The organism is Phytoactinopolyspora limicola, assembly GCF_011320225.1.
GTDB lineage: Bacteria > Actinomycetota > Actinomycetes > Jiangellales > Jiangellaceae > Phytoactinopolyspora > Phytoactinopolyspora limicola.
The window spans coordinates 42,837-63,555 of sequence record NZ_JAAOEN010000008.1; the positions used below are offsets into that span (position 1 = coordinate 42,837).

Annotated in this window: 20 protein-coding genes; 11 read left to right on the top strand and 9 right to left on the bottom strand. The window is 68.3% G+C overall.

Annotated features, from left to right (window positions below; genetic code table 11):
* The first annotated feature begins 2 nt into the window (after nt 1-2).
* The gene (gene fabI, locus G8760_RS18460) at nt 3-767 is read left to right on the top strand and encodes an enoyl-ACP reductase FabI (protein WP_166353899.1); all 765 of its coding nucleotides are present in this window, start codon (nt 3-5) and stop codon (nt 765-767) included.
* A 6-nt stretch (nt 768-773) separates the two neighbouring features.
* Here the strand turns inward: fabI and G8760_RS18465 are convergent, their stop codons facing one another.
* Nucleotides 774-1,853: a polyprenyl synthetase family protein gene (locus G8760_RS18465; RefSeq protein WP_425502359.1), complete on the bottom strand. Its 1,080-nt coding sequence runs from the start codon at nt 1,851-1,853 to the stop codon at nt 774-776.
* A 158-nt stretch (nt 1,854-2,011) separates the two neighbouring features.
* Here G8760_RS18465 and metF point away from each other — a divergent pair, with 158 nt between their 5' ends.
* Complete coding sequence (gene metF / locus G8760_RS18470) at nt 2,012-2,938, top strand: methylenetetrahydrofolate reductase [NAD(P)H] (RefSeq protein WP_166353903.1); 927 nt, start codon at nt 2,012-2,014, stop codon at nt 2,936-2,938.
* Between the two features lie 124 nt (nt 2,939-3,062).
* Here the strand turns inward: metF and G8760_RS18475 are convergent, their stop codons facing one another.
* The gene (locus G8760_RS18475) at nt 3,063-4,469 is read right to left on the bottom strand and encodes a phytoene desaturase family protein (RefSeq protein WP_166353905.1); all 1,407 of its coding nucleotides are present in this window, start codon (nt 4,467-4,469) and stop codon (nt 3,063-3,065) included.
* Nucleotides 4,470-4,571: 102 nt separating this feature from the next.
* Here G8760_RS18475 and G8760_RS18480 point away from each other — a divergent pair, with 102 nt between their 5' ends.
* From G8760_RS18480 to G8760_RS18490, 3 genes are all read left to right on the top strand, one after another.
* Entirely contained in the window at nt 4,572-5,093 is a 522-nt protein-coding gene (locus G8760_RS18480) for an SAV_6107 family HEPN domain-containing protein (protein ID WP_207782488.1), read from the top strand.
* Between the two features lie 220 nt (nt 5,094-5,313).
* Complete coding sequence (locus G8760_RS18485; RefSeq protein WP_211198984.1) at nt 5,314-6,387, top strand: proteasome assembly chaperone family protein; 1,074 nt, start codon at nt 5,314-5,316, stop codon at nt 6,385-6,387.
* Between the two features lie 71 nt (nt 6,388-6,458).
* Nucleotides 6,459-6,770, top strand: coding sequence for a DUF3817 domain-containing protein (locus G8760_RS18490; RefSeq protein WP_207782489.1), 312 nt, complete (start codon nt 6,459-6,461; stop codon nt 6,768-6,770).
* Here G8760_RS18490 and G8760_RS18495 read toward each other — a convergent pair.
* Complete coding sequence (locus tag G8760_RS18495; protein WP_166353907.1) at nt 6,736-7,599, bottom strand: SURF1 family protein; 864 nt, start codon at nt 7,597-7,599, stop codon at nt 6,736-6,738. The genes G8760_RS18490 and G8760_RS18495 overlap by 35 nt on opposite strands.
* A gap of 75 nt (nt 7,600-7,674) precedes the next feature.
* Nucleotides 7,675-7,833 (bottom strand): hypothetical protein, encoded by a 159-nt coding sequence (locus G8760_RS18500; RefSeq protein WP_166353909.1) that lies wholly within the window; start codon nt 7,831-7,833, stop codon nt 7,675-7,677.
* Between the two features lie 101 nt (nt 7,834-7,934).
* Here G8760_RS18500 and G8760_RS18505 point away from each other — a divergent pair, with 101 nt between their 5' ends.
* The gene (locus tag G8760_RS18505; RefSeq protein ID WP_166353911.1) at nt 7,935-8,708 is read left to right on the top strand and encodes a hypothetical protein; all 774 of its coding nucleotides are present in this window, start codon (nt 7,935-7,937) and stop codon (nt 8,706-8,708) included.
* 24 nt (nt 8,709-8,732) lie between these two features.
* On the opposite strand, the gene G8760_RS18510 is transcribed toward G8760_RS18505, so the two are convergent.
* The 5 genes from G8760_RS18510 to G8760_RS18530 all read right to left on the bottom strand — a co-directional run bounded on the left by G8760_RS18510 (nt 8,733) and on the right by G8760_RS18530 (nt 15,466).
* Complete coding sequence (locus tag G8760_RS18510) at nt 8,733-10,286, bottom strand: ATP-dependent DNA ligase (protein ID WP_166353913.1); 1,554 nt, start codon at nt 10,284-10,286, stop codon at nt 8,733-8,735.
* Nucleotides 10,287-10,318: 32 nt separating this feature from the next.
* Nucleotides 10,319-11,770, bottom strand: a complete 1,452-nt coding sequence (locus tag G8760_RS18515) for a S1C family serine protease (protein WP_207782490.1) — start codon at nt 11,768-11,770, stop codon at nt 10,319-10,321.
* Nucleotides 11,771-11,810: 40 nt separating this feature from the next.
* Nucleotides 11,811-13,388: a sensor histidine kinase gene (locus G8760_RS18520; protein WP_207782491.1), complete on the bottom strand. Its 1,578-nt coding sequence runs from the start codon at nt 13,386-13,388 to the stop codon at nt 11,811-11,813.
* Nucleotides 13,385-14,071 carry a response regulator transcription factor gene (locus G8760_RS18525; protein ID WP_166353915.1) on the bottom strand — a complete coding sequence of 229 codons (687 nt, stop codon included), beginning with the start codon at nt 14,069-14,071 and terminating at the stop codon, nt 13,385-13,387. Before G8760_RS18525 ends, G8760_RS18520 begins: the two co-directional genes overlap by 4 nt.
* Nucleotides 14,072-14,152: 81 nt before the next feature.
* Nucleotides 14,153-15,466 (bottom strand): DNA polymerase IV, encoded by a 1,314-nt coding sequence (locus G8760_RS18530; protein WP_166354173.1) that lies wholly within the window; start codon nt 15,464-15,466, stop codon nt 14,153-14,155.
* 200 nt (nt 15,467-15,666) lie between these two features.
* Between G8760_RS18530 and G8760_RS18535 the strand changes: the two genes are divergently transcribed.
* The 5 genes from G8760_RS18535 to G8760_RS18555 all read left to right on the top strand — a co-directional run bounded on the left by G8760_RS18535 (nt 15,667) and on the right by G8760_RS18555 (nt 20,651).
* Complete coding sequence (locus G8760_RS18535) at nt 15,667-16,098, top strand: universal stress protein (protein WP_166353917.1); 432 nt, start codon at nt 15,667-15,669, stop codon at nt 16,096-16,098.
* A complete protein-coding gene (locus tag G8760_RS18540) occupies nt 16,095-16,682 on the top strand; it encodes an HhH-GPD-type base excision DNA repair protein (protein ID WP_166353919.1) in 588 nt (195 codons plus the stop codon). The genes G8760_RS18535 and G8760_RS18540 overlap by 4 nt, the downstream gene beginning before the upstream one ends.
* A 64-nt stretch (nt 16,683-16,746) precedes the next feature.
* Nucleotides 16,747-18,333 carry a SpoIIE family protein phosphatase gene (locus G8760_RS18545; protein ID WP_166353921.1) on the top strand — a complete coding sequence of 529 codons (1,587 nt, stop codon included), beginning with the start codon at nt 16,747-16,749 and terminating at the stop codon, nt 18,331-18,333.
* A gap of 172 nt (nt 18,334-18,505) precedes the next feature.
* Nucleotides 18,506-20,002, top strand: a complete 1,497-nt coding sequence (locus tag G8760_RS18550; RefSeq protein WP_425502360.1) for an RNA polymerase sigma factor — start codon at nt 18,506-18,508, stop codon at nt 20,000-20,002.
* A 49-nt stretch (nt 20,003-20,051) separates the two neighbouring features.
* A complete protein-coding gene (locus G8760_RS18555) occupies nt 20,052-20,651 on the top strand; it encodes a rhomboid family intramembrane serine protease (RefSeq protein WP_207782493.1) in 600 nt (199 codons plus the stop codon).
* Nucleotides 20,652-20,719 lie beyond the last annotated feature (68 nt).

The following is a 20,719-nucleotide window of genomic DNA, read 5'->3' on the forward strand; positions in this document are numbered from 1 at the left end:
ATATGGGAATCCTCGACGGCAAACGGGTACTGGTCACGGGTGTGCTGACCGAATCGTCGTTCGGCTTCCACGTGGCCAAGCTGGCCCAGCAGGAGGGTGCGACGGTGGTGTTGACCGGCTTCGGCCGGCTCAGCCTGGTGGAGCGGATCGCCAAGCGGCTGCCCGAGCCGGCTCCGGTGTTGGAGCTGGACGTTCAGGACGACGAGCAGCTGGCGTCGCTGGCCGACCGGCTCCGGGAGCACGTCGACGGGCTCGACGGGGTGGTGCACTCGATCGCGTTCGCCCCGCAGACCGCGTTGGGCGGTTCGTTCCTGGAGGCCGGGTTCGACGACGTCTCCACCGCGGTGCACGTCTCGGCCTATTCGCTGAAGTCGCTGACCATGGCGACACTGCCCCTCATGCCCGACGGTGGGTCGGTGGTCGGCATGGACTTCGACGCTCAGGTGGCCTGGCCGGGTTATGACTGGATGGGTGTGGCCAAGGCGGGCCTGGAGGCGACGTCCCGTTATCTAGCCAAGTACCTGGGTGAACGGGGTGTGCGGGTCAATCTGATCTCCGCTGGCCCGGTCAAGACGATGGCCGCCCGGTCGATCCCCGGGTTCGACCAGTTCGAGGGGGTGTGGGACGCCCGGGCGCCGCTGGGATGGGATCTCAGCGACCCCGAGCCGGCCGCCCGGGGGGTTGTGGCGTTGTTGTCCGACTGGTTCCCGAAGACGACGGGTGAGGTTATTCACGTCGACGGTGGAGTGCACGCCATCGGCGCGTAACACCGGCTAGCGGGAGCGAGTGGTCGCGAGGCGGATCAAGGTGGCGAGCGCGGCCCGGCCGTCGTCGTCGACCTCGGTGTGGTCGAGCGCCCGTTCGGCTTCCGAGATCAACCGCGTGATGCGGTCCTCGACTCGGCGGACGGCGCCGGTGTCGACCAGCACCTGGCGTAGGTCGGCCACGCCGTCGTCGTCGAGGTCCGGTGTACCCAGGAGGGTGGCGATCGTCTTGGTCTGCCCGGTGTCAGCCTGTTCGCCAGCGTAGGCGACTAGCAACGTGCGCTTGCCCTCGCGGAGGTCGTCACCGGCCGGCTTGCCCGTCTCGGCCGGGTCGCCGAAGACGCCGAGGATGTCGTCGCGCAGCTGGAAGGCTTCGCCGAGTGCGCTGCCATATCGTGCGTACGCGGCGATCAATGCCTCCGATGCGGCGGCGATCCGGCCGCCGAGAACCAACGGGTGCTGCACCGAGTACCGCGCGGACTTGTGCATGATCACTCGACGGGACCGTTCGGCCTGTTCGACCGGCGGCGTCGACGTGTCCGTCTGCGCCAGGATGTCCAGGTACTGGCCAGCGCCGACCTCGGTCCGCATCCGCTCGAACACCCGCCGGGCCTGGGTCCGCGCCTGGTGACCAAGAGGTGCCTGGGCGAATAGTTCGTCGCTCCAGCCGAGCAGGAGGTCGCCCAGGAGGATGGCGGTGGCGGTGCCGTACCCGGTGGCGTCGCCGTCCCACCCGTGCCTGCTGTGGTGGGCTGCGAATCGGCGGTGCGCCGACGGCTGGCCGCGGCGGGTGTCCGAGCCGTCGATCACGTCGTCGTGTACCAGGGCGGCGGCCTGGAACAATTCCAGCGCCGAGCCGGTGACGAGCACGGCGGTGTCGTCGCCGGACCCGCCGGCCGCGCGCCAGCCCCAGTAGCAGAACGCCGGGCGGAGCCGTTTGCCGCCCTTGAGCAGGTGGTCGGCGGCGTCGACGAGCGGCAGTAGCTCGTCGCCGATGGAGCTGAGCAGCGTGCGCTGCTGCTCGAGGAAGCCGTCGAGGGTGTGCTGGATCCGTGGTCGCAACGGTGCGACGGGGTCGGCCGGGGTGATCTGGCCGAGCCGGTCGGGTGGCTCCACGGGGCCGATCGGGGAGGACGTCACGGATGCCAGGGTATGCTGCGGGCCGACCAGACTGACCATGCGGTTTCAATCCCAGAGCGTGAGATCCGGTGTCCGGAACATGAGCGGCCTCGATTATCGTGGGCGATATGTCTCAAGGATTGCCGACGACCACAACAGGGAAGACGACGACTATCCGAGAGCTGCTGGCCGCAGGAGGGCGGTCGTACTCGTTCGAGTTCTCAGCCCCGAAGACTCCGGAGGCTGAGCAACTGTTCTGGCGGACCATGCGGGAGTTGGAGCGGCTACAGCCGACGTTCATCTCCGTCACCTACGGCGCCGGAGGAACCACCCGCGAGTCCACAGTGCGGGTCACCGGTCAAGTCGCCATGGACACCACGCTGACCGCTATGGGTCATCTCACCGCCGTCGATCATTCGGTGGCCGAATTACGCCACGTCATCGGCCAGTACGCCGATGTGGGCATCCGCAACATCCTGGCGCTGCGGGGCGACCCGCCCGGCGACCCCCAGGCCGACTGGTCTCCACATCCCGAAGGGCTGCGGTACTCCGAGGAGCTCGTGCAGCTGATCAAATCGGTCGGAGACTTCTGTGTCGGCGTGGCCGCGTTCCCGGAGAAACACCCCCGGTCACCAGACTTCGAAACCGACGTACGGTACCTGGTCGGTAAGTTCCGCGCCGGAGCCGATTTCGCGGTTACCCAGATGTTCTTCAACGTCGATGACTACCTGCGCCTGCGTGACCGCGCGGCGGCCGCTGGCGGCGACAAGCCGATCGTGCCCGGAATCATGCCGGTGACCAACGTCAAGCAGATCGAGAAGTTCGCCGCGTTGTGCGGGGCCGCATTCCCAGCCGACCTGGCCGAACGGCTCTACGCCCTCGGTGACGACCGGACCGCGGTGCGTGCCCTCGGCGTCGACTATGCCACGCAGATGTGCGAGCGGCTCATCGCCGAAGACGCCCCAGGATTCCACTTCTACACGCTGAATCGGTCGCCGGCCACCCGTGAGATCTACGAACGGCTCGGCCTGGCCACGGCCCTCACCCCGGCCTGATCGAAAGTTGCCGGGCCACGCAGGCCCCTGCTTGGGCATCTGATCTCCGTTTGGGCACCTGATCTCCGCTTGGGCATCTGATCGTCGCCGTGAGACGTCAGATGCCCAGCGGGGCTGGGATGAGTCAGGGCCGGCCGACGAGGTCGGCCACGAGGGCTGCGGAGATGGCGACCATCGGCAGGCTGGCGCCTGGATGTGCTCCCGCGCCGGCGAAGAACAGGCCGTGAACGGGGGAGCGGTTGGCTAGTCGCCGTCTGGTCACGCCGGATCCGTGCCACGGCGGCCCGTAGACCCGGCCACCCGGGGCCCCAAGGGTGCACTCAAGGTCGTACGGCGAGCGCACCCGCCACGTCAGGGCCTGGCTTTTGAGGTCGACGCCACGGGCCGCGGCGAGGCCGAGCAGCTGGTGTGCGTGGGTCTCCGCAGTGCCTGGCGTGCTCCAGTCGGTGAGCTGCGGCTCCGGGCCGTGAGCCGAGCAGTCGGCGTGCAGGGCCACGCCACAGGGCCGGTCGGACTGATGGTCGGCGCGGTAGTTGAGGGTGACGTTCGGGCCGTCGTCGGTGAGCAGGACCGTCCGTTCCGGAAAGTCGGGCCGGGAGCGCAGCGACATCATGATGCTGAACACGGACCGCCCCTCCGCGGGTGGCGCGGTCCAGCGCCGCCCCCGGAGCCCGTCGAGGTCGAGTTGTCCGGCCGGCACGGTGGAGACGACGACGTCGGCCGGGATCGTCTCTCCGCCGGCTAGTTCGACCGACGAGACGGATCCGGCGCGGGTGGCGACCCGTTCGGCCGGTGCCTCGAACCGGATCTCGCCGCCTCGCTCGCCAACGCGGCGCTGGAGTGCGTCGATGAACACCCGCAGCCCGCCACGGACCGTCCATGTGCCGAACGTCTGCTCCACGTAGACCAGAGCGGCCAGAGCTGCCGGCGCCTGAGCCGGAACGCTGCCGAGGGTGGTGGCGTACGAGTCGAGCACCAGCTGAAGGTGAGGGTCGCGAAGATGTTGTGCTCCGAACTCGCGCAGACTGCGGCCACGGTGCAGGGCGCGGCGGGCGCGAGGGTGCAGGCGTAACCAGAGGAGATCCCGCAACGACGGGCAACGGTCGATCAGCCGCGGGCGTAGGACCTCCCACATGGTGCGGGCTTCCTGCACCATCTGGTCCCATTGGGCACCGACACCCTTGCCGAGTGTGTGGTCGATGGAAGCGATCGTCTCGGCACGGCTGGCGTTGGGCAGGTCGAGGATCTCGCCATCGGGAAAGACATACCGGACGGACGGGTCCAGTGGGACGAGGTCGACCTCACGTTCCAACGGCCGTCCGGTCTTCCCGAACAGGTCGCGGAAGACGGCGGGCAGAGTGAAACAGGTAGGACCGGTGTCGACGGGGACGCCGTCGAGGGTGTCCGCGCCGATCTGGCCTCCAGCGGCGCCGTTGCGTTCCAGGATCGTGACCTGGTGTCCGAAATCGGCCAGTCTGATCGCGACGGCGAGGCCTGCCACTCCCGCGCCGACGACAACAATTCGTGCCACGGGGGGTGAGCCTATGCCCGAGGCTTGACGGGCTGTCGGAGGGGGGTGCTAGGGTCTTCATTAGTCGAACATTCGTTCGATCACTGGTAGGGGAGGGAACTGATGACGACGAAATACGACCAGGTCAGAGGTGTGGCTATGGGAGCCCGGCCGTCGGGCCGGCTCCGGCCGCCGATGGGCCATGCCACCCTTGATCTGGTCGATCAGGCGCGTTCGTGCCTGGCGGATGCGGGTATGGCTGGCAGCGCCAATGAGCGGTTCGCGGCGGCTCATCTGGCGGCGCTGCGCACGGCGGCCGCCGTGTTGGCTGCGCGGGCTCAGCCGGTGTCGCGACGCTCGCGTGCCGGGGGAGGCCGGCGGCGCGGGCACGGGCCCCGCAACGTGTGGGAGCTGCTGCCATCCGTCGCGCCCGAGCTCACCGAGTGGGCGTCGTTCTTCGCCTCGAAGGCGGGACAGCGAGCGGCAGCCATGGCCGGATTGTCCGGCGCGGTCACGATGCGGGAAGCGGATGACTTGATCCGCGAAGCGGAGGCTTTCCTCGGGGTTTCCTGCTTGCTGCTCGGCCTGCCCTATCGGGAGCCGGTCGACACGGGCACCTCCGGCCAGGCTCCGCCTCCGGCATGATCTGGGCGGCGCCGTGGTCTGGGTGGCGTCGTGGTCTGGGTGGCGTCGTGGTCTGGGTGGCGTCGTGGTCTGGGTGGCGGCATGGTCTGGGTGGCGGCATGGTCTGGATAGTGGTGCCGAGTGCCCGGGGACGGTTCTAGATCGGTTACCCGGGCCGGTGTGGGGAAGTTTTCGAGCCGGTGGTGACGTTGTGTCTCAGAGGGCCTAACCATCCGTCGCTGTGATCGAGGAAGTGGCTGACATGCCGGATGCTCTATACGAGTTGGTCGATGATGCACCGGAACTCGAATCGCCGGTGCTTCTGTACCACCTCAACGGGTTCGTCGACGCCGGGCACGCTGGCGGAGGTGTGGTCGACCAGTTGCTGGACACGCTCGAGCAGCGCGAGCTGGCCCGCTTCGACACCGACCGCTTGGTCGACTACCGCGCCCGGCGGCCAGAGATGCACTTCGCCCAGGGGGCGTTCCAACACTATGAGGCGCCGGAGCTGACCCTTCGGGTGCTGTATGACGATGTCGGCGCACCGTTCCTGCTGCTGTCCGGCCCGGAGCCGGACGTGATGTGGGAAGGTTTCACAGCGGCCGTCGCGGAGCTGATCGAGCGGTTCGGGGTGCGCCTGACGGTGGGTTTCTACGGCATTCCCACAGCGACGCCGCACACCCGGCCGATTGGTATCAGCGCGCACGCCACCAAGCGACACCTGGTGCCGGACGAGCAGCTGCTGGACATGGAACTGCGGGTGCCGGGTAGTGCCGCGGCGCTGCTGCAATACCGGCTTGGCCAGGTTGACCGAGATGCGGTGGGCCTGGTCGCGCAGGTCCCGCACTACCTGGCCGAGTCGGAGTTCCCGCAGGCGTCGTTGAGTGTCCTGCGTGCGGTGAGCGCAGTAACAGGTCTCCTGCTGCCTACCGCGGCACTGGGCGAGGCTGCTGAACTCGCCGCGCGGGCGGTTCAAGAGGAGATCGACGGCAACGAGCAGGTCGCCCGAGTGGTGCGAGCACTGGAGTCCCAGTACGACGCGTACGAGGGTGCCGGCTCGCGGGGCAGCCTGTTGGCCGAGCCCAAAGCAGTGCCGACGGCGGACGAGATCGGTGCCGAGTTCGAGCAGTTCCTGGCCGACCTGGATCAACCAGACAACCAATCAGACGATCAATCAGACGATCAATCAGACGACGAGCCAGACGACGAGCCAGACGACGAGCCAGACGACGAGCCAGACGACGAGCCAGACGACGAGCCAGACGACGAGCCAGACGACCAGCCAGACGACGAGCCAGACGATCCACCCAGCTGAGGGTATTCGAGCCGAGGGTATTCCCATCCCGGTGCGCGAGGCTGCAAGGTGCCGGGGTTACGCTCGATGTCGTGCAGCGTGACGCTCTTCCGTTCTATCGGGTCATGGCCTACGTCTCGGGCGTGTTTTTGCTCGTCTTGTGTGTGGCCATGTTCATTCGGTATGGACCACCGGACGACCCGTCGATGAGCGCGGTGGTGTCGCCGATTCATGGATGGTTGTACGTGGTCTACCTGATCGCGGTTGGACTGCTGGCGTACCAGCGGCGCTGGACGGGCTGGGCGGTGGGGCTGATCGCGCTGGCCGGAACGGTTCCGTTGGCGTCGTTCTTCGCCGAACGTTATGTGGTCAAGAGAGCACGCGTGGAGGCTCGGGTGCGCTGACCCGCTCGTGCGGCGACGGCGACGTCATCGCCGAGTCGGGTGCGCGGTCCGGCCCGGGCTGATCTGGATCGGGCTCGGTGTCCTGCCCGTCGCCGTTGCGGCGGGCGCGGATGCCCGACCTGATCGCCGAACCCCAGAACACCAGTGCGGCTAGGCCGAATACCCACCACTGAGCCCAGTAGGAGAGGTTCTGCCAGGGGTTGACGTGCCGGATGGGGGCCACTTCGTTGATGTCGAGTCTGGCGATCCCCGCAGCGGCCGGTTCCTCAGAGGTCAGCAGCAGATAGCCGTGCACTGACGCGGCCGCCGGCACGCCGATGGTCTCGGCGAGGCTCTCCGGGGAGATGTAGGCGAGTTCGTCATCGTCGAGTATTTGGTCATGACGCATCGTGGCGTGTTCGGGAATCTCGGCGGGCAGCAGGTGGCCGGTCACGGTGACCGGCGGGTCCGGGGGTGGTCCGGCGTCGGCGCGCTCGGCCACCCATCCCTGTACCACCGGCAGGATGGTTCCATCGGAGGTCTCCAACGGCATCAGGACGAACCAACCGAGCGCGCCGTTGTGGATCCGGCCGGGCACGAACCGGCGTTGTTCGCTCAGGTAGGTTCCGGTGGCGACGGCGGCGCGGTCGGCGGCGGCGTCGTCGATGGCCTCGCCGGCGCGGACGAGTTCCTCGACGGCTACCGGTGGCCGATCGCGATCATCGTGCCTGGTCTGGCTGTCTTGGAAGGCGCCCAACTGCCACCATCCGGCGAACACGCAGAACGCCACGGCCAGCACGAAGAAGGTGTGGATGGCCAGCCAGCGGGGCGTGAGCAGGAACCGGAACACGCCTTCCACCGTAGCCGGTGGCGTGGACGGGGCCACCGCAGGCCACCGGCGCCGCGTGATCGGAACACTCTCTGTCTACTGTTGTTGATCAATACGAATGTTTTCCCAGAGATTGACAAGCCAGTTGATGATGGTAAAGCCGTGAATGCCGCAAAAGCGGATCAAATGCCGCAGGGTGCTGGCATTGCCGCCGACACCTGGGCTGTGCGGTAACGTCATGGGCAGGTTGGGCAAAGCAGAATCGAACCGTGCGAGTAGGCTTCGTGGGGTCAGGGTGGAATCTCACGTCGAGGTGCCTCAAGGGTGGAACTGCCGTGATGGAGATGAGATTGCAGATGTCTCGACCGCACCCGTTGACGGCGATGAAGGAGCGGGAGTGGTCGCAGGCTTGGGACGAACAACAGCGCATCGTCGATGAGCAGCTGAAGTCACAGCGTGGTAGCTGGCTGCCCAATGTCGTCGAACGACGCCGCTGGGGTGCGCTGCGGTGGACCTCTGGTCGCCCGGGCCATGCGGCCAACTCCGGCCGTGCCGTCGCCGAGACGTTCGTGGTTATACGTCCGGACCTTCATGACGACGAGTCGGCCGAGCGTGTCGTCGAAGCCTTGGAGGATCCCGCGCCGACGTTTCGGATCCTCGGCTTCGGGCTGCACCGTCATCACCTGATCGGGGTGGGGGCCGGTGCGGCAGCGGTTGCGGTGCTCGCCGGTGTGGTCGCCGCCGTGGCTGGCCTTGGCGCTATCGGCCTCGTGCTGGGGGTGCTCGTCGGAGCGTTGGCCGGTGGAGGCGGTGGTGCCTTCGCCGCGCAGGCCTACATGGAGCGACAACGAGCCGCTGTGCTCGGCGACGAAGACCTCGCCAGGCTGGTGCTGGGCCGGTACGCGTCGAAATCGTGGACCCGTCTCGTGGAAGCCGCCTCCGCACTGGAGGCCGCACTGCCGCGGGACAGGGGTGTCCGCCTCGACGACCCCGACACCCAGACGGTGGAGGCCATCCACATCGCCATGTGGGAGGCATCAGGCTTGCTGCTCGGATCATCGGACCACACCGGCGTCGACGTCCTCGCCGAAGGGGTGGAACGGCTAGAGCGCGCACACCGGGGGCCGTGACGGTAGAGCGGTCAGGTCGCTGCGCTACCCGGGGCCGGCAGGCAGATGCAGGCCGAGCACGGTGTTGATGGTGTCCGCCTCGGCCACCGGCTTGTCCGGGCGGTGGCGCACCACGCGGGCGAAGCGCAGCGCCACGCCGGCGGGGTAACGCGGCGAGGTCTGCACTCCGTCGAAAGCGATCTCGGCCAGCAGCTCCGGGCGGACGTGGACCACCCATTGGTTGGTGGCGCCGTCGGCCAGCCTCAGCAGCTGCTCGGTCTGCCACGTCAGCATCTGGTCGGTGAGGCCCTTGAATGTTTTGCCGAGCATGACGAAACCATCGGCCGGGCCGAATCGTCCTTCCGGGTCGCGGGCCCCGAGATGCAGATTGGACAGCCACCCCTGCCGTCGGCCGCTGCCCCACTCGGCGGCTAGGACAACGAGGTCGAGAGTGTGTCGCGGCTTAACCTTCAGCCAGCTCGCGCCGCGCCGGCCGGCCTCGTACGGGGCCTCCAGAGATTTCGCGACCACGCCCTCGTGGCCCTGCCGCACCGCCTCGGCGTAGAACGCCTCAGCCTCGGCCAGCTCCGAGGTGACCAGCCTCGGGACCCGTAACGCGGCGGGAACGACGTTGTCGAGGGCCGCCCAGCGCCGCGAGGCAGGCTCGCCAGGGAGGTCGGCACCGTCCAGATGTAGACAGTCGAACAAGAACACCGACAGCGGAGTCTGGGCTCGCGCGTGGTCGACGTCGGTGCGATGCCCGATCCGTGCCGCCGTCCGCTGGAACGGCAGCGGACGGCCGCCGTCATCGACGGCGATCGCCTCGCCGTCGAACACCGCGGCCGCGACCGGTAGCTCCAGCGTGGCTTCCACCAGCTCGGGCACCCGGGCGGTGATGTCGTCGAGAGTGCGGGTGAACACGGCGACATCACCGCCGTCGCGGTGGATCTGAACGCGCACACCGTCGAGCTTCCACTCGACCCCGGCCGTGCCGAGCCTGGTCATTGCCTCCGGGAGGTCGCTGGACGGCGAGGCGAGCATAGGTTTGATCGGTGACCCGACAGCCAGCCTGAAGCGGTCCAGGCCAGCCTGGCCGTCGGCGAGGGCGGCGGCCGCCACTGGCACGAGTGCACCGGCAACCATCACCGCGCGCCGAACATCCGTCGCGGATAACCCGGCGGCGGCGGCCACAGCGTCGGTGAGCACGCCGTCCAGTGCACCTTGCCGCACTTCACCGGTGACCAGGCCGGCGAGGAGCCGCTGTTCGGCCGGGGTGGAACGGGTGAGCATCGCGTGCAGCGCCGACCGTTTAGCCGTGGTGGATCCCGGACCGGACAACTCGGAGATCCGGCTGAACTCGGCGTCCACCTCGTGCAATGTGAGTTCGGGATGGTCGGCTGGTGCAGGCATCGAGCGGACCGCGGCGTAGCCGAGGCCGGTCCGGCGCTGGCGCAGCTCGCCGGCGAGATAGCTGGCGGCGATCTCCGCCTCGCTGGGTGTCGCCTGGCGCAGACAGTCAGCCAACAGCTGGATCTTGGCGAGCCTGCCGCTGGTGGCTGCGACGGCACGGGACGTCTCGGCCACGTCGAACAACCGCATGTGTCCAAGTGTGCCTGCCCCCACCGACAACGTCAGGTGGACTGAGCGTCGCTGCCGAGCGTCAGCTCGACGGTGCCCTCGTCACCGTCGCGTTCGTAGGTGAGGGTGACCTCGTCGCCGGGCCGGTACGAACGAGCCGCGGCGATCAGCGTGATGTGGTCCTGCACCGGTCGGTCGTTGATCTTGGTGATGAGATCGCCGTCCTGCAAGCCCGCCTCGGCAGCGCTGCCGCCCGATTCGACCCGCCCGATCAACGCCCCCGGACGACCGTCTTGCGGCGTGCCTACCTCGACTCCGATCCGCGCGTGGGTGGCGGTCCCGGTCTCGATCAGCTCTTCGGCGATCGGCCGGGCCTGGTCGATGGGGATGGAGAAGCCCAGGCCGATGGATCCAGCCTCCATGCCGGTGGTAGCGATCGCGCTGTTGATGCCGATGACCTCGCCGGCCATGTTGACCAGTGCACCACCGGAGTTCCCGCGGTTGATCGGGGCGTCGGTCTGGATCGCGTCGATGACGGTAGCGGCGTCGCGCTGATCGCCCACCGCGACCGGACGCTGCAACGCGGAGATGATCCCGCTGGTGACGGTGCCGTCGAGGCCGAGCGGAGAACCAATCGCCACCACCTGTTCACCGACGGACAACTCGCCAGAGCTACCCAGCTGGGCCGGAGTCAGCTCGTCGACGTCGGACACCCGGATGACGGCGAGATCGGTCAGCGGATCGGTCCCCACCACCTCGGCGTCGGCCGTGGTGCCGTCGGAGAACGTCACCCGAAGCTGGCCGTTCGCTCCGCCCGCGCGGGCGACGTGGTCGTTGGTGAGGATTTCGCCGTCGGAGGAGATCACGACACCGCTGCCGGTGCCGCCCTCACCCCCGAACTCGCCGCTGATCGTGATGGAGACGACACTGGGCAACACCTGATCGGCGACGCTCTCCACGCTGCCCAGCGAGACCGCCGGCTGCCGTTCGCCGTTGTCGGCTGAGCTGTTGCTGCCCACGACATTGCCCTGGGCCGGCTCGTCCGAGGAGTCGGTGAGCCAGGTGGCCACCGCCGCGCCGGAGCCGCCACCCACTAGCGCCCCGACGACCAGCCCGGTAACGAGCAGCCGTCCCCGGCCTCGGTGAGGTGTGGTCGACGACACCTCGGGTGCCGACAACACGGCCGTAGCGGATCGTCCTTCGTTGTCAGCGGGGCCGCCGGCCGGACCGTACCCGGCTAGACCCGGACCGGTCGCGGCTGCGCCGGCCGCTGGGCTGCCCTGCCACGGATGGGTTGCACTGGCTGGGCCGGCCGCACTGGCTGGGCCGGCTGGGCTTGGGTGGCCAGGCGGCCTGGACCAGCCGGCGGTACCTTGCCGGGGTGGGGGCGGCGGGGTGCCCGGCCCACTCTGGTCGGTGGGCTCGGCCGGCTCGGCCGGCTCGGCCGGCTCGGTCGGCTGGGACGGCTCGGTGGGAGGTGGGCTGCCGTGGAGGTTCTCGCTCATACCCATACGGTTCCCTGTCACTCTGAGAACATCCTGAGATTCACGCTAATGATTCTGAAGAAGCGGCCGGTATCCGCAGCGTGAGCCGGGCGCCACCGGAAGGTGCGCGGTCGGCGTCCACTCGACCGCCGTGTCGTTCGGCGGTGGTCCGGACGATGGCCAGCCCCAGACCAGAGCCGGGTCGGCCGCGTGCTTCCGACGACCGGTAGAAGCGCTCGAATACGTGGGGGAGGTCCTCGTCGGCGATGCCCGGTCCTTCGTCGCTGACCTGGAGCACACCTTGGCGCAACGTGACACTCACCGTGCCACCGGGCGGGCTGTACTTGGCGGCGTTGTCCAGCAGGTTGGTCACTGCCCGGCCGAGTAGCTGGGCTTCACCGAGCACCGGCCACGACGACAGGTCCGCGTCGAACGTCAGGCCCGGCGCGCGGCGTCGGACCCGGCCCAGGGCATCCCGGACGACGTCGGCGAGGTCGATCTGTTGCTGCGCGGCGGTTGGTGCGTCGTCGCGGGACAGCTCGACGAGGTCACCCATGAGTTGGGACAGCTCCTCGATCTGGGCGCGCACGTCGGTGATCAGCTGGGCCCGCTCGTCCGGTGGCAGGCCACCTTGGCGATCACTTTGGGCGAGGAGGTCGAGATTGGTACGCATGCTGGTCAGGGGGGTGCGCAGTTCATGTCCGGCGTCGGCGACGAGGCGGGTCTGGCGGGAACGTGCGTCGTCGAGCGCTGCGAGCATCGCGTTGAACGCATGTGCTAGCCGGGCGAGTTCGTCGTCACCTTCGACCTCGATCGGGTCCAACCGCTGGGTGGCGGCGACGTGTTCGGCCGCCTCGGTGAGCCGCCGGACCGGTCGCAGGCCGGCCTGAGCGACGGACACACCCGCCCACGTCGCGATGGCGATCCCGAGACCGCCCACGACGAACGACACCAGCCGCATCCGTTCCAGGATCCGTTCGGTCTGCTGGGTGGACTGGGCCAGCACGAGCGCGAGTTGTGGCCCGGCCGGTACCGCGACCACTCGGTGCGGCTCGCCGTCGACGGCGGCGGTGCGGAGGCTGTACTGCTCCACCCCCTGGGCCACGGCCAGCTCGGGTTCACCCACGGGTGGTGGGGTCTGCTCACCTTGGGGGACCCACGCGGTGCTCTGCTGGCCGTCGACGTGCACGATGGCGATGCGCATGTCGGCGGCGAGGAACGCCTCGGCCGGTAGCCGGTCGAGGGTGAAGCGGTCGCCGAGCGGTGAGGTGACGACGTCGTGGGCCCGTTCCAGTAGTGTCTCGTCGACGGTACGGGTCAGTTGCGACGAGACGGTGAGGTAGGCCGCCAGCGCGGTGAGCGCGACGGCCATACCCACGGTCAGCGCCACGAGTGCTCCGACTCTGGTCCGTAGCGAGAGCCGGCGCAGCAGCCGGCCGGACTCGGGTGTGGGGGCCGCACGGTCCGCACCGTCCGTGCGAGACCGATCTTTACCTGGGGGGTCGCCGTCCCGCGGGCTGCCGGGTGATGTCGGCCGGCGGTGGTGAACGGTGCGTCCCGGCGGGGGTGGTGGTGGCCCGGTGGGTGGCACCCTGGCCGCTGCCGAGCGAGCCGGGGGAGGCGGCGGCGGGTCGGTCACGGTGGATCCTCCCGGGCGACGTACCCGACGCCGCGGACGGTGTGGATGAGCCGAGACTCACCTTCGGCTTCGGTTTTGCGGCGCAGGTAGCCGACGTACACCTCGAGCGAGTTGGCCGTCGTCGGGAAGTCGTAACCCCATACCTCTTCGAGGATGCGCTCGCGAGTCAGCACCTGGCGCGGATTGCTGACCAAAAGCTCGAGTAGGGAGAACTCGGTACGCGTCAAGCGCAGCTGGCGGACGCCTCGGCGGACCTCACGGGTGGCGGGGTCGAGTGTGAGGTCACCCAGCCGCAGTGGACCGGCCTGAGGATCGTCGGCGTGGGTGGAGCGGCGCAGCAGCGCACGCAGGCGGGCCAGGAGCTCCTCCAGGGCAAACGGTTTAGGCAGGTAATCGTCGGCGCCGGCATCGAGGCCGGAGACCCGGTCGGAGACGTCGTCGCGGGCGGTCAGCATGAGGATCGGCACGTCGTTGCCGGATGCGCGTAACGCGCGGCAGGTGGCCAGGCCGTCGAGACGAGGCATCATGACGTCCAGGACGACGGCGTCGGGTTGGTCTGAGCTGATCTGGCGCAGAGCGTCTTCGCCGTTCTCGGCAAGCCGAACCTGGTAACCGTTGAACGCCAGCGACCTGCGCAGCGACTCTCGCACGGCGGGTTCGTCGTCGACGACGAGTATGTCCATGGCACTCAGTGTGCCTCGCCGACGTGAGAAACGGCTGAGAGTCCGCCCGACCCGCCCATCCCTTCCGTTCATGGCGGCGATTCATGGCGGAGATGGGGCGAGATCGGCGTCGTCCACGGCGAAAGTGCGGACCGGACCGGGGGGTGTGTCGGCCGTCTCGAACCGCACCGTGACCCGGCCCCGCCCGCTGCCCCAGACCCAGCCGGCGCCGTGCTGGGTGTGGACGACGTCCATGCCGGGCACCCACCGTTGATCCGTGTGAACCGCGGCGTCGAGCTGGCGGTCGAGTTCGGGATCCGGTGGGGCGGGCTCCCGGGTATCGGTCGCGGCGGCGAACAGGTCGTCCTGAACCCAGTCGGACAGGCCCGAGACGCCCACGCCGAGCAACCGGACGCCATTGGTGGCGTCGATCTCGTCCAGCAACCGCAGCGCCAGCCTGGTCACCGCCCGGGAATCGTCGGTGGGGCCGGGCAAGGTAGCTGACCGCGACAGGGTGGTGAAGTCGTGCAGGCGCACCTTCAGGGTGATGGTACGGCCGGAGTGACCGGCGCTGACCATCCGGTCCGTCACCTTCTCGGACATCCTGGTGACCAGGGCGGACAGTAACGCGCGGTCGGTAACGTCATGGTCGAACGTGTCTTCGACGCTGATGGATTTCGAGGCCCGCTCGGAGCTGACCGGGCGTGGGTCATGTGCTCGGGCGAGTTGGTGGAGCGAACGGCCATGGGCGTCGCCGAGGAGGTCGACGAGGTCGGGTTCGGCGATCAGGGCGAGGTCACCGACGGTTTTCACCCCGAGGCGGGCCAACCGGGCGGCCGTGGCCGGCCCCACACCGGGCAGTACTCGGATCGGCAGCGGGTGCAGGATATCGAGTTCTGTGCCGGGCTCGACGACGACGAGTCCGTCGGGTTTGGCCTCCTCGGAGGCGATCTTGGCGAGGGTTTTGGAGGTGGCCGCGCCGACGCTGGCGGTGATCCCGGTGGCGTCGTGGATTGCTTCACGTAGCCGCTCGCCCAGCTGCCGCACACCGTCGACGGATAGGTCGTGGCCGGCGTCGACGTCGAGGTCGACGAAAGCCTCGTCGAGGGAAAGCGGCTCCACCAGCGGCGACAACGCCCGTAACCGGTCCATGACGATGCCGCTCACGGCTCGGTAAGCCCCGAACCGGCCACCGAGGAAGGCGGCGTTCGGGCAGCGGGCGCGGGCTTCGGACATCGGCATAGCCGAGCGCACGCCGAACGGGCGCGCCTCATACGACGCGGTCGACACCACCCCGCGCGGCCCGAGTCCGCCGACGATCACCGGCCGCCCCCGCAACGATGGCTTGTCGCGCTGTTCGACCGCGGCGAAGAACGCGTCCACGTCGAGATGGAGCACGCTCGCGGTGGCCCGGATCCGGGCACCATTCTCCCGGCCGGGAGGGCTGTTCACACCGGCCACCGCGTCGCCTCCACGCCCTGAATGGTGCCATGGCCCGGGGACATGGTGCGGCGCTCCGGCCCGGCGCGCTAGTGTCCCGTTAGCGGAATGGGGCCACGGTGCTTCGTGCGGGTGGTGTTAGAACGTCAGTGTCGACCAGAGGAGGGCGAGAGGCGATGACGGCGATCGTGGTGGGGTATGTCCCCAAGCCGGAGGGCCGGGCCGCGCTGCGCCGGGCCGCCGAAGAGGCCAAATTGCGCGGTGCGCGGCTGGTCGTGATCAACTCCGAGCGGGGCGGGCGCAGCTTCGACGCCGACGACGCCCAGGAGCACGAGGCTGAACTCGACGCGGTGCGTGCGCAGCTGGCCGAGGCCGGTATCGAAGCCGAGGTGCGCCAACTCGTGCGTGGCATGGAGGTCGCCGACGACCTCATCGCCGTCGCCAAGGAGTCAGCCGCGGACTTCATCGTCATCGGGCTGCGCCGGCGCAGCCCGGTGGGTAAGTTGATCCTGGGCAGCAACGCGCAGCGCATCCTGCTTGACGCGCCGTGTCCGGTCCTCGCCGTCAAAGCCGACGACGGTGCCGACGAGGCAGAGGACACACCGTGATGGTCGAGCTCCACTTGGCTGGCGATCCGGCCGCCGACGAACTCCTCGGCCGCGACCCGTTCGCTTTGATGGTCGGCATGTTGTTGGACCAGCAGATCCCTATGGAATGGGCGTTTACCGGCCCGGCCACCATCGCCGCCCGGCTGGGCGTCACCCACCTTGATCCGGCGGCCATCGCCCACCACGATCCCGAGCAGTTCGCGGCCCTCATGGCCCAGAAGCCGGCCGTGCACCGATACCCGGGCTCGATGGCCAAGCGGGTGCAGGCGCTGGCCGCGTACGTCGTCGAACACTGGGGTGGCGACGCCGGCGCGATCTGGCAGGACGTCAGCACCGGTCGGGAGTTGTTCACTCGGTTCAAGGCCCTGCCGGGGTACGGTGAACAGAAGGCACGTATTCTCGTCGCTCTCCTCGGTAAGCAGTGTGGTGTCCAGCCTGACGGTTGGCGGGAGGCGGCCGGGCCATACGGCGAGGAGGGTGCCAGGCGGTCCATCGCCGACGTCGTCGACACGGAGTCGCTGGCCGAGGTGCGCGCGTTCAAGAAGGAAGCCAAACGCCGCGCGGCCGGCGCCACCAGCACGTGACACCGGCCGTCCGACCCGACCCGACCGCTACCGGTGGGGGCGCTCGACATGAGGGGGGTTAACCGTGCGGCCAGCCGATGCCCAGCGGTTGCTGGGCGCGTTGGCAGGTGCTGACGCGCCCGTCGGCTTCGCCGTCTTCGATACCGATCACCAGTACCTGGCCATCAACGCCTTTCTGGCCGAGCGCGCCGGCAAGACCATCGCGGAGCATCTCGGCCGCCGCCCATCCGATGTGCTCCCGCCTGAGCTCGCCACCCATACCGAGACGATGATCGACCGAGTTCTGCGCAGCGGTGAGACGATCAAGGCGGACGAGCCGCCATGGCCGAGTCCGTCGGGCTCCGCGCCCTACCTCCGGTCGACGTGGTACCTGGTCAGTGACGATGACCAGCGTCAAGTGGCGATGTTCGTCGTTGACGACACGTCCCAGCGCAGTGCATTGTCGGCGTTGCGGCACAGCCGTGCACGTAATGCGCGGCTCCTGGAGGTGGCCGAGGAGTTGGCGGAAGCCGTCACGGTGGACGAGGTCGCCGCCGCGGTGGCGGTGATCGGCCGGGCCACGGTCGGCGCTCGGTGGATCGGTCTGAGCCTGGTGGGGGAGGCGGCCAACAGCGTTCCAGACGGGCTGTACCTCTCGATGTGGCCGGATGACGCCGTCACGCCTGTCTCCGAAGTCCTCCGCACGGGCTGGCCGGTCTTCCTGGCGTCGAAGGAGCGGGCTCGCGAGGAGTTCGCCAACGAGCAGTTCCATGCCTTCCTGGACAGCACGGACGAGCAAGCGTGGGCCATCCTGCCGCTGAGCGCGGACTCGGGACGGATCGGCGTGGTGCGGTTCGCGTTCGACGAAGCACAACCGTTCGAGTCCGATACCTGCCGGTTCCTGCGGGCGGTGGCTCAGCAATGCTCGGTGGCCTTCGACCGAGCCCGGCTGTTCGAGCAGGAGCGCACGGCCACGGCGTCACTGACCGAAGGGCTCAAACCCCCTGTGCTGCCGGTCATCGAAGGCATCGAGGTGGGCGCCCGCAGCCTGGGCGGCTCCGCGGAACACGTCGTCGGCGGCGACTGGTATGACGCGTTCGAGCTGCCCTCCGGTGAGGTCGCGGTGGCCGTCGGCGACGTCATGGGTCATGGACTGACGGCGGCGTCGGGGATGGGCCAGCTACGTGCGGCGCTGCGGGCGCTGGCGCTGGCCGACCCCGATCCCGCGGCGGTCCTGGCCGGGTTGGACCGGCTGGTGGAGGGCGGCGGCTCGGTCGAGCTGGCCACCGTCGTGTACTTCGTTATCGATCCGGCCGACGGCACGGTGCGTCTGGGGGATGCCGGGCACCTGCCGATGGTGCGGATGCCTCCGGACGGTGAGCTGGAGTTGATCGACACCGGGACCGACACCACTCCGATCGGCGTGGCCGAACAACGGTACTGCCGGCGGATCCGGCTGGGCGCCGGCGAGATGCTGCTCGCCTTCACCGACGGTCTCGTCGAGAACCGCCTGCGTAGCCTCGAGGAAGGCGTCGGTGAGCTGCTCGCCTGTTTAGAAGAACATCGTCACGACACACTCGATGGCATACTTGATGCTGTGGTCTCGCGGTTGCGCACCGCGGGTGCTGCGGACGACCTCACGGTTCTCGCGCTACGGTGGGGTGGTTCATGATCCGCACGGTTCGTCGCGTCGGCATGTCCGGAGAAGACCGGAGAACCTCCTTCGTGTCAGAATGATGTGTTGCCCCGTTCAGTGATTCTTTGCCCCCGTTGATGACGAGAGGTTGTTCGTGTCGCCTAGCCCCTCCCGCTCCAAGTACGCCCGGATCTTCGAGCTGCCACCCGTGCAGGAGCTTGTGATACGAGGCCGGGAAGCCGGCTCAGTCGACGCACAGGATGTGCGGGCCGCGTGCGAAGCGGCCAACCTTCAGATGAAAGAAAGCCGCATCGTCGTCGAGCATTTGAAGTCAACAGGTATTACTGTCGAGGTTGCGGCTGCTGACTCGCGGGTCTCGCGCAAGCGAGTAGTGGCTGCGGCGTCGCGTCGTTCCTCGGCGACGGCGACCGCGCCGGCGGACGGGGCCATCACCTCTGCCGGGGAGAAGCGCAAACAGGCAGCGGAGAAGAGCGAGGCATCTGTGAAGACTGCGGTGAAGAAGACAACGGAGACAGCAGCTCAAGATGAACCCTCCGAGGCGGCGGCGACGCCCCCAGCGGCCAAGGCTGGCGGGGCCAAGACGAAGCCCGGGCGCAAACGCAAGGCCGGCAAAGCCGATGGTGGTGAGGCTGCCGACGCCGCGTCTGACGGTCCCGCGGACGCTGCCGAATCCGCGGACGAACCAGCTCCCAACGAGCTGACGGATGAAGGTTTCGTCCTTTCCGAGGATGACGACACCGATGAGCCAGAGCAGCAGGTGGTGGTGGCAGGTGCCACGGCCGACCCGGTCAAGGACTACCTGAAGCAAATCGGCAAGGTGCCCCTGCTGAACGCCGAGCAGGAGGTCGAACTCGCCAAGCGGATCGAGGCCGGTCTGTTCGGCGAGGAGAAGCTCGCCACCGAAGCCGACACCATGGATCCGACGCTCGCGAACGAGCTGACCTGGATCGCCGAAGACGGCCGTCGGGCCAAGAACCACCTTCTCGAGGCCAACCTGCGGCTTGTGGTGTCCCTCGCCAAGCGGTACACAGGTCGAGGGATGCTCTTCCTCGACTTGATCCAGGAGGGCAACCTCGGCTTGATCCGCGCCGTGGAGAAGTTCGACTACACCAAGGGCTACAAGTTCTCCACCTACGCCACCTGGTGGATCCGGCAGGCGATCACCCGTGCCATGGCCGACCAGGCCCGCACCATCCGCATCCCGGTGCACATGGTCGAGGTCATCAACAAGCTCGCCCGCGTACAGCGGCAGATGCTGCAAGACCTGGGCCGTGAGCCTACTCCGGAGGAGCTGGCCAAAGAGCTGGACATGACCCCGGAGAAGGTGGTCGAGGTCCAGAAGTACGGTCGTGAGCCCATCTCGCTGCACACTCCGCTTGGTGAGGACGGCGACAGCGAGTTCGGTGATCTGATCGAAGACTCCGAGGCCATCGTCCCGGCCGAAGCGGTGTCGTTCACCCTCCTGCAGGAACAGCTGCACGCCGTGCTCGACACCCTGTCGGAACGAGAGGCGGGGGTCGTGTCGATGCGGTTCGGGCTCACCGACGGTCAGCCGAAGACGCTCGACGAGATCGGTAAGGTCTACGGCGTCACCCGTGAGCGTATCCGGCAGATCGAGAGCAAGACGATGAGCAAGCTGCGTCATCCGTCTCGTTCGCAGGTGCTACGCGACTACCTCGACTAAGCGGCCGCGGGTCCATGCGTGTGGTCGGCAGCTCGCATAAGGTGAAGGCGTGAGTTCTTCCGGCGAGATCGAACGACGCAGCCTACCCGCCCCGGTCGCTCTGGTGATCCCTGTGCTCGGCATGCTCGCCGTGATGTGGGGCCAAGAGATCGTGGACCAGCTTCCGGGTGTCAACCTGGACCAGTACGGGATCCGGCCACGCAGCGGCGAGGGTCTGCTGGGTATCGTCACCGCGCCGTTCTTGCACAGTGGGTTCAGCCATCTGATCGCCAACAGCGGTGCGTTTCTTGTGCTCGGCAGCCTGATCGCGCTCACCACCCGCCTGTTCTGGCCGGTCACCATCGGAGTGGCGTTCCTGGGTGGATTCGCTACCTGGCTGGTGGCTGCGTCCAACACCAATCACATTGGCGCTAGCGGCCTTGTCTACGGGTTCGCGGCGTTCCTCGTCGCCTGGGCTGTGCTCACTCGGCGGTTGTTGAGCCTTGTGGTGGCTGTTGTGGTGGTCATCATGTACGGCAGCATCGTGATCGGCGTGCTGCCCGGTCAGCCGGGCATCTCGTGGCAAGGCCACCTTTTCGGTGCGCTTGCCGGGGTGCTTATGGCGTTCGTGCTCCGCGGCCGCGCGGCCGAATCTACGGCCCGCGGATAGCCGACCTCGTCAGCTGACAACAACGGCGGGTGTACGAGAGGGGAGTACCCAACTCGCACACCCGCCGT

Bases quoted from the DNA above. Each gene is read 5' to 3' on its own strand.
- fabI (WP_166353899.1), top strand. From the start codon at position 3: ATGGGAATCCTCGACGGCAAACGGGTACTGGTCACGGGTGTGCTGACC.
- G8760_RS18515 (WP_207782490.1), bottom strand. From the start codon at position 11,770: ATGAGCGAGAACCTCCACGGCAGCCCACCTCCCACCGAGCCGTCCCAG.
- G8760_RS18525 (WP_166353915.1), bottom strand. From the start codon at position 14,071: ATGGACATACTCGTCGTCGACGACGAACCCGCCGTGCGAGAGTCGCTG.
- G8760_RS18535 (WP_166353917.1), top strand. From the start codon at position 15,667: ATGACGGCGATCGTGGTGGGGTATGTCCCCAAGCCGGAGGGCCGGGCC.
- G8760_RS18510 (WP_166353913.1), bottom strand. From the start codon at position 10,286: ATGCGGTTGTTCGACGTGGCCGAGACGTCCCGTGCCGTCGCAGCCACC.
- metF (WP_166353903.1), top strand. From the start codon at position 2,012: ATGTCTCAAGGATTGCCGACGACCACAACAGGGAAGACGACGACTATC.
- G8760_RS18505 (WP_166353911.1), top strand. From the start codon at position 7,935: ATGTCTCGACCGCACCCGTTGACGGCGATGAAGGAGCGGGAGTGGTCG.
- G8760_RS18480 (WP_207782488.1), top strand. From the start codon at position 4,572: ATGACGACGAAATACGACCAGGTCAGAGGTGTGGCTATGGGAGCCCGG.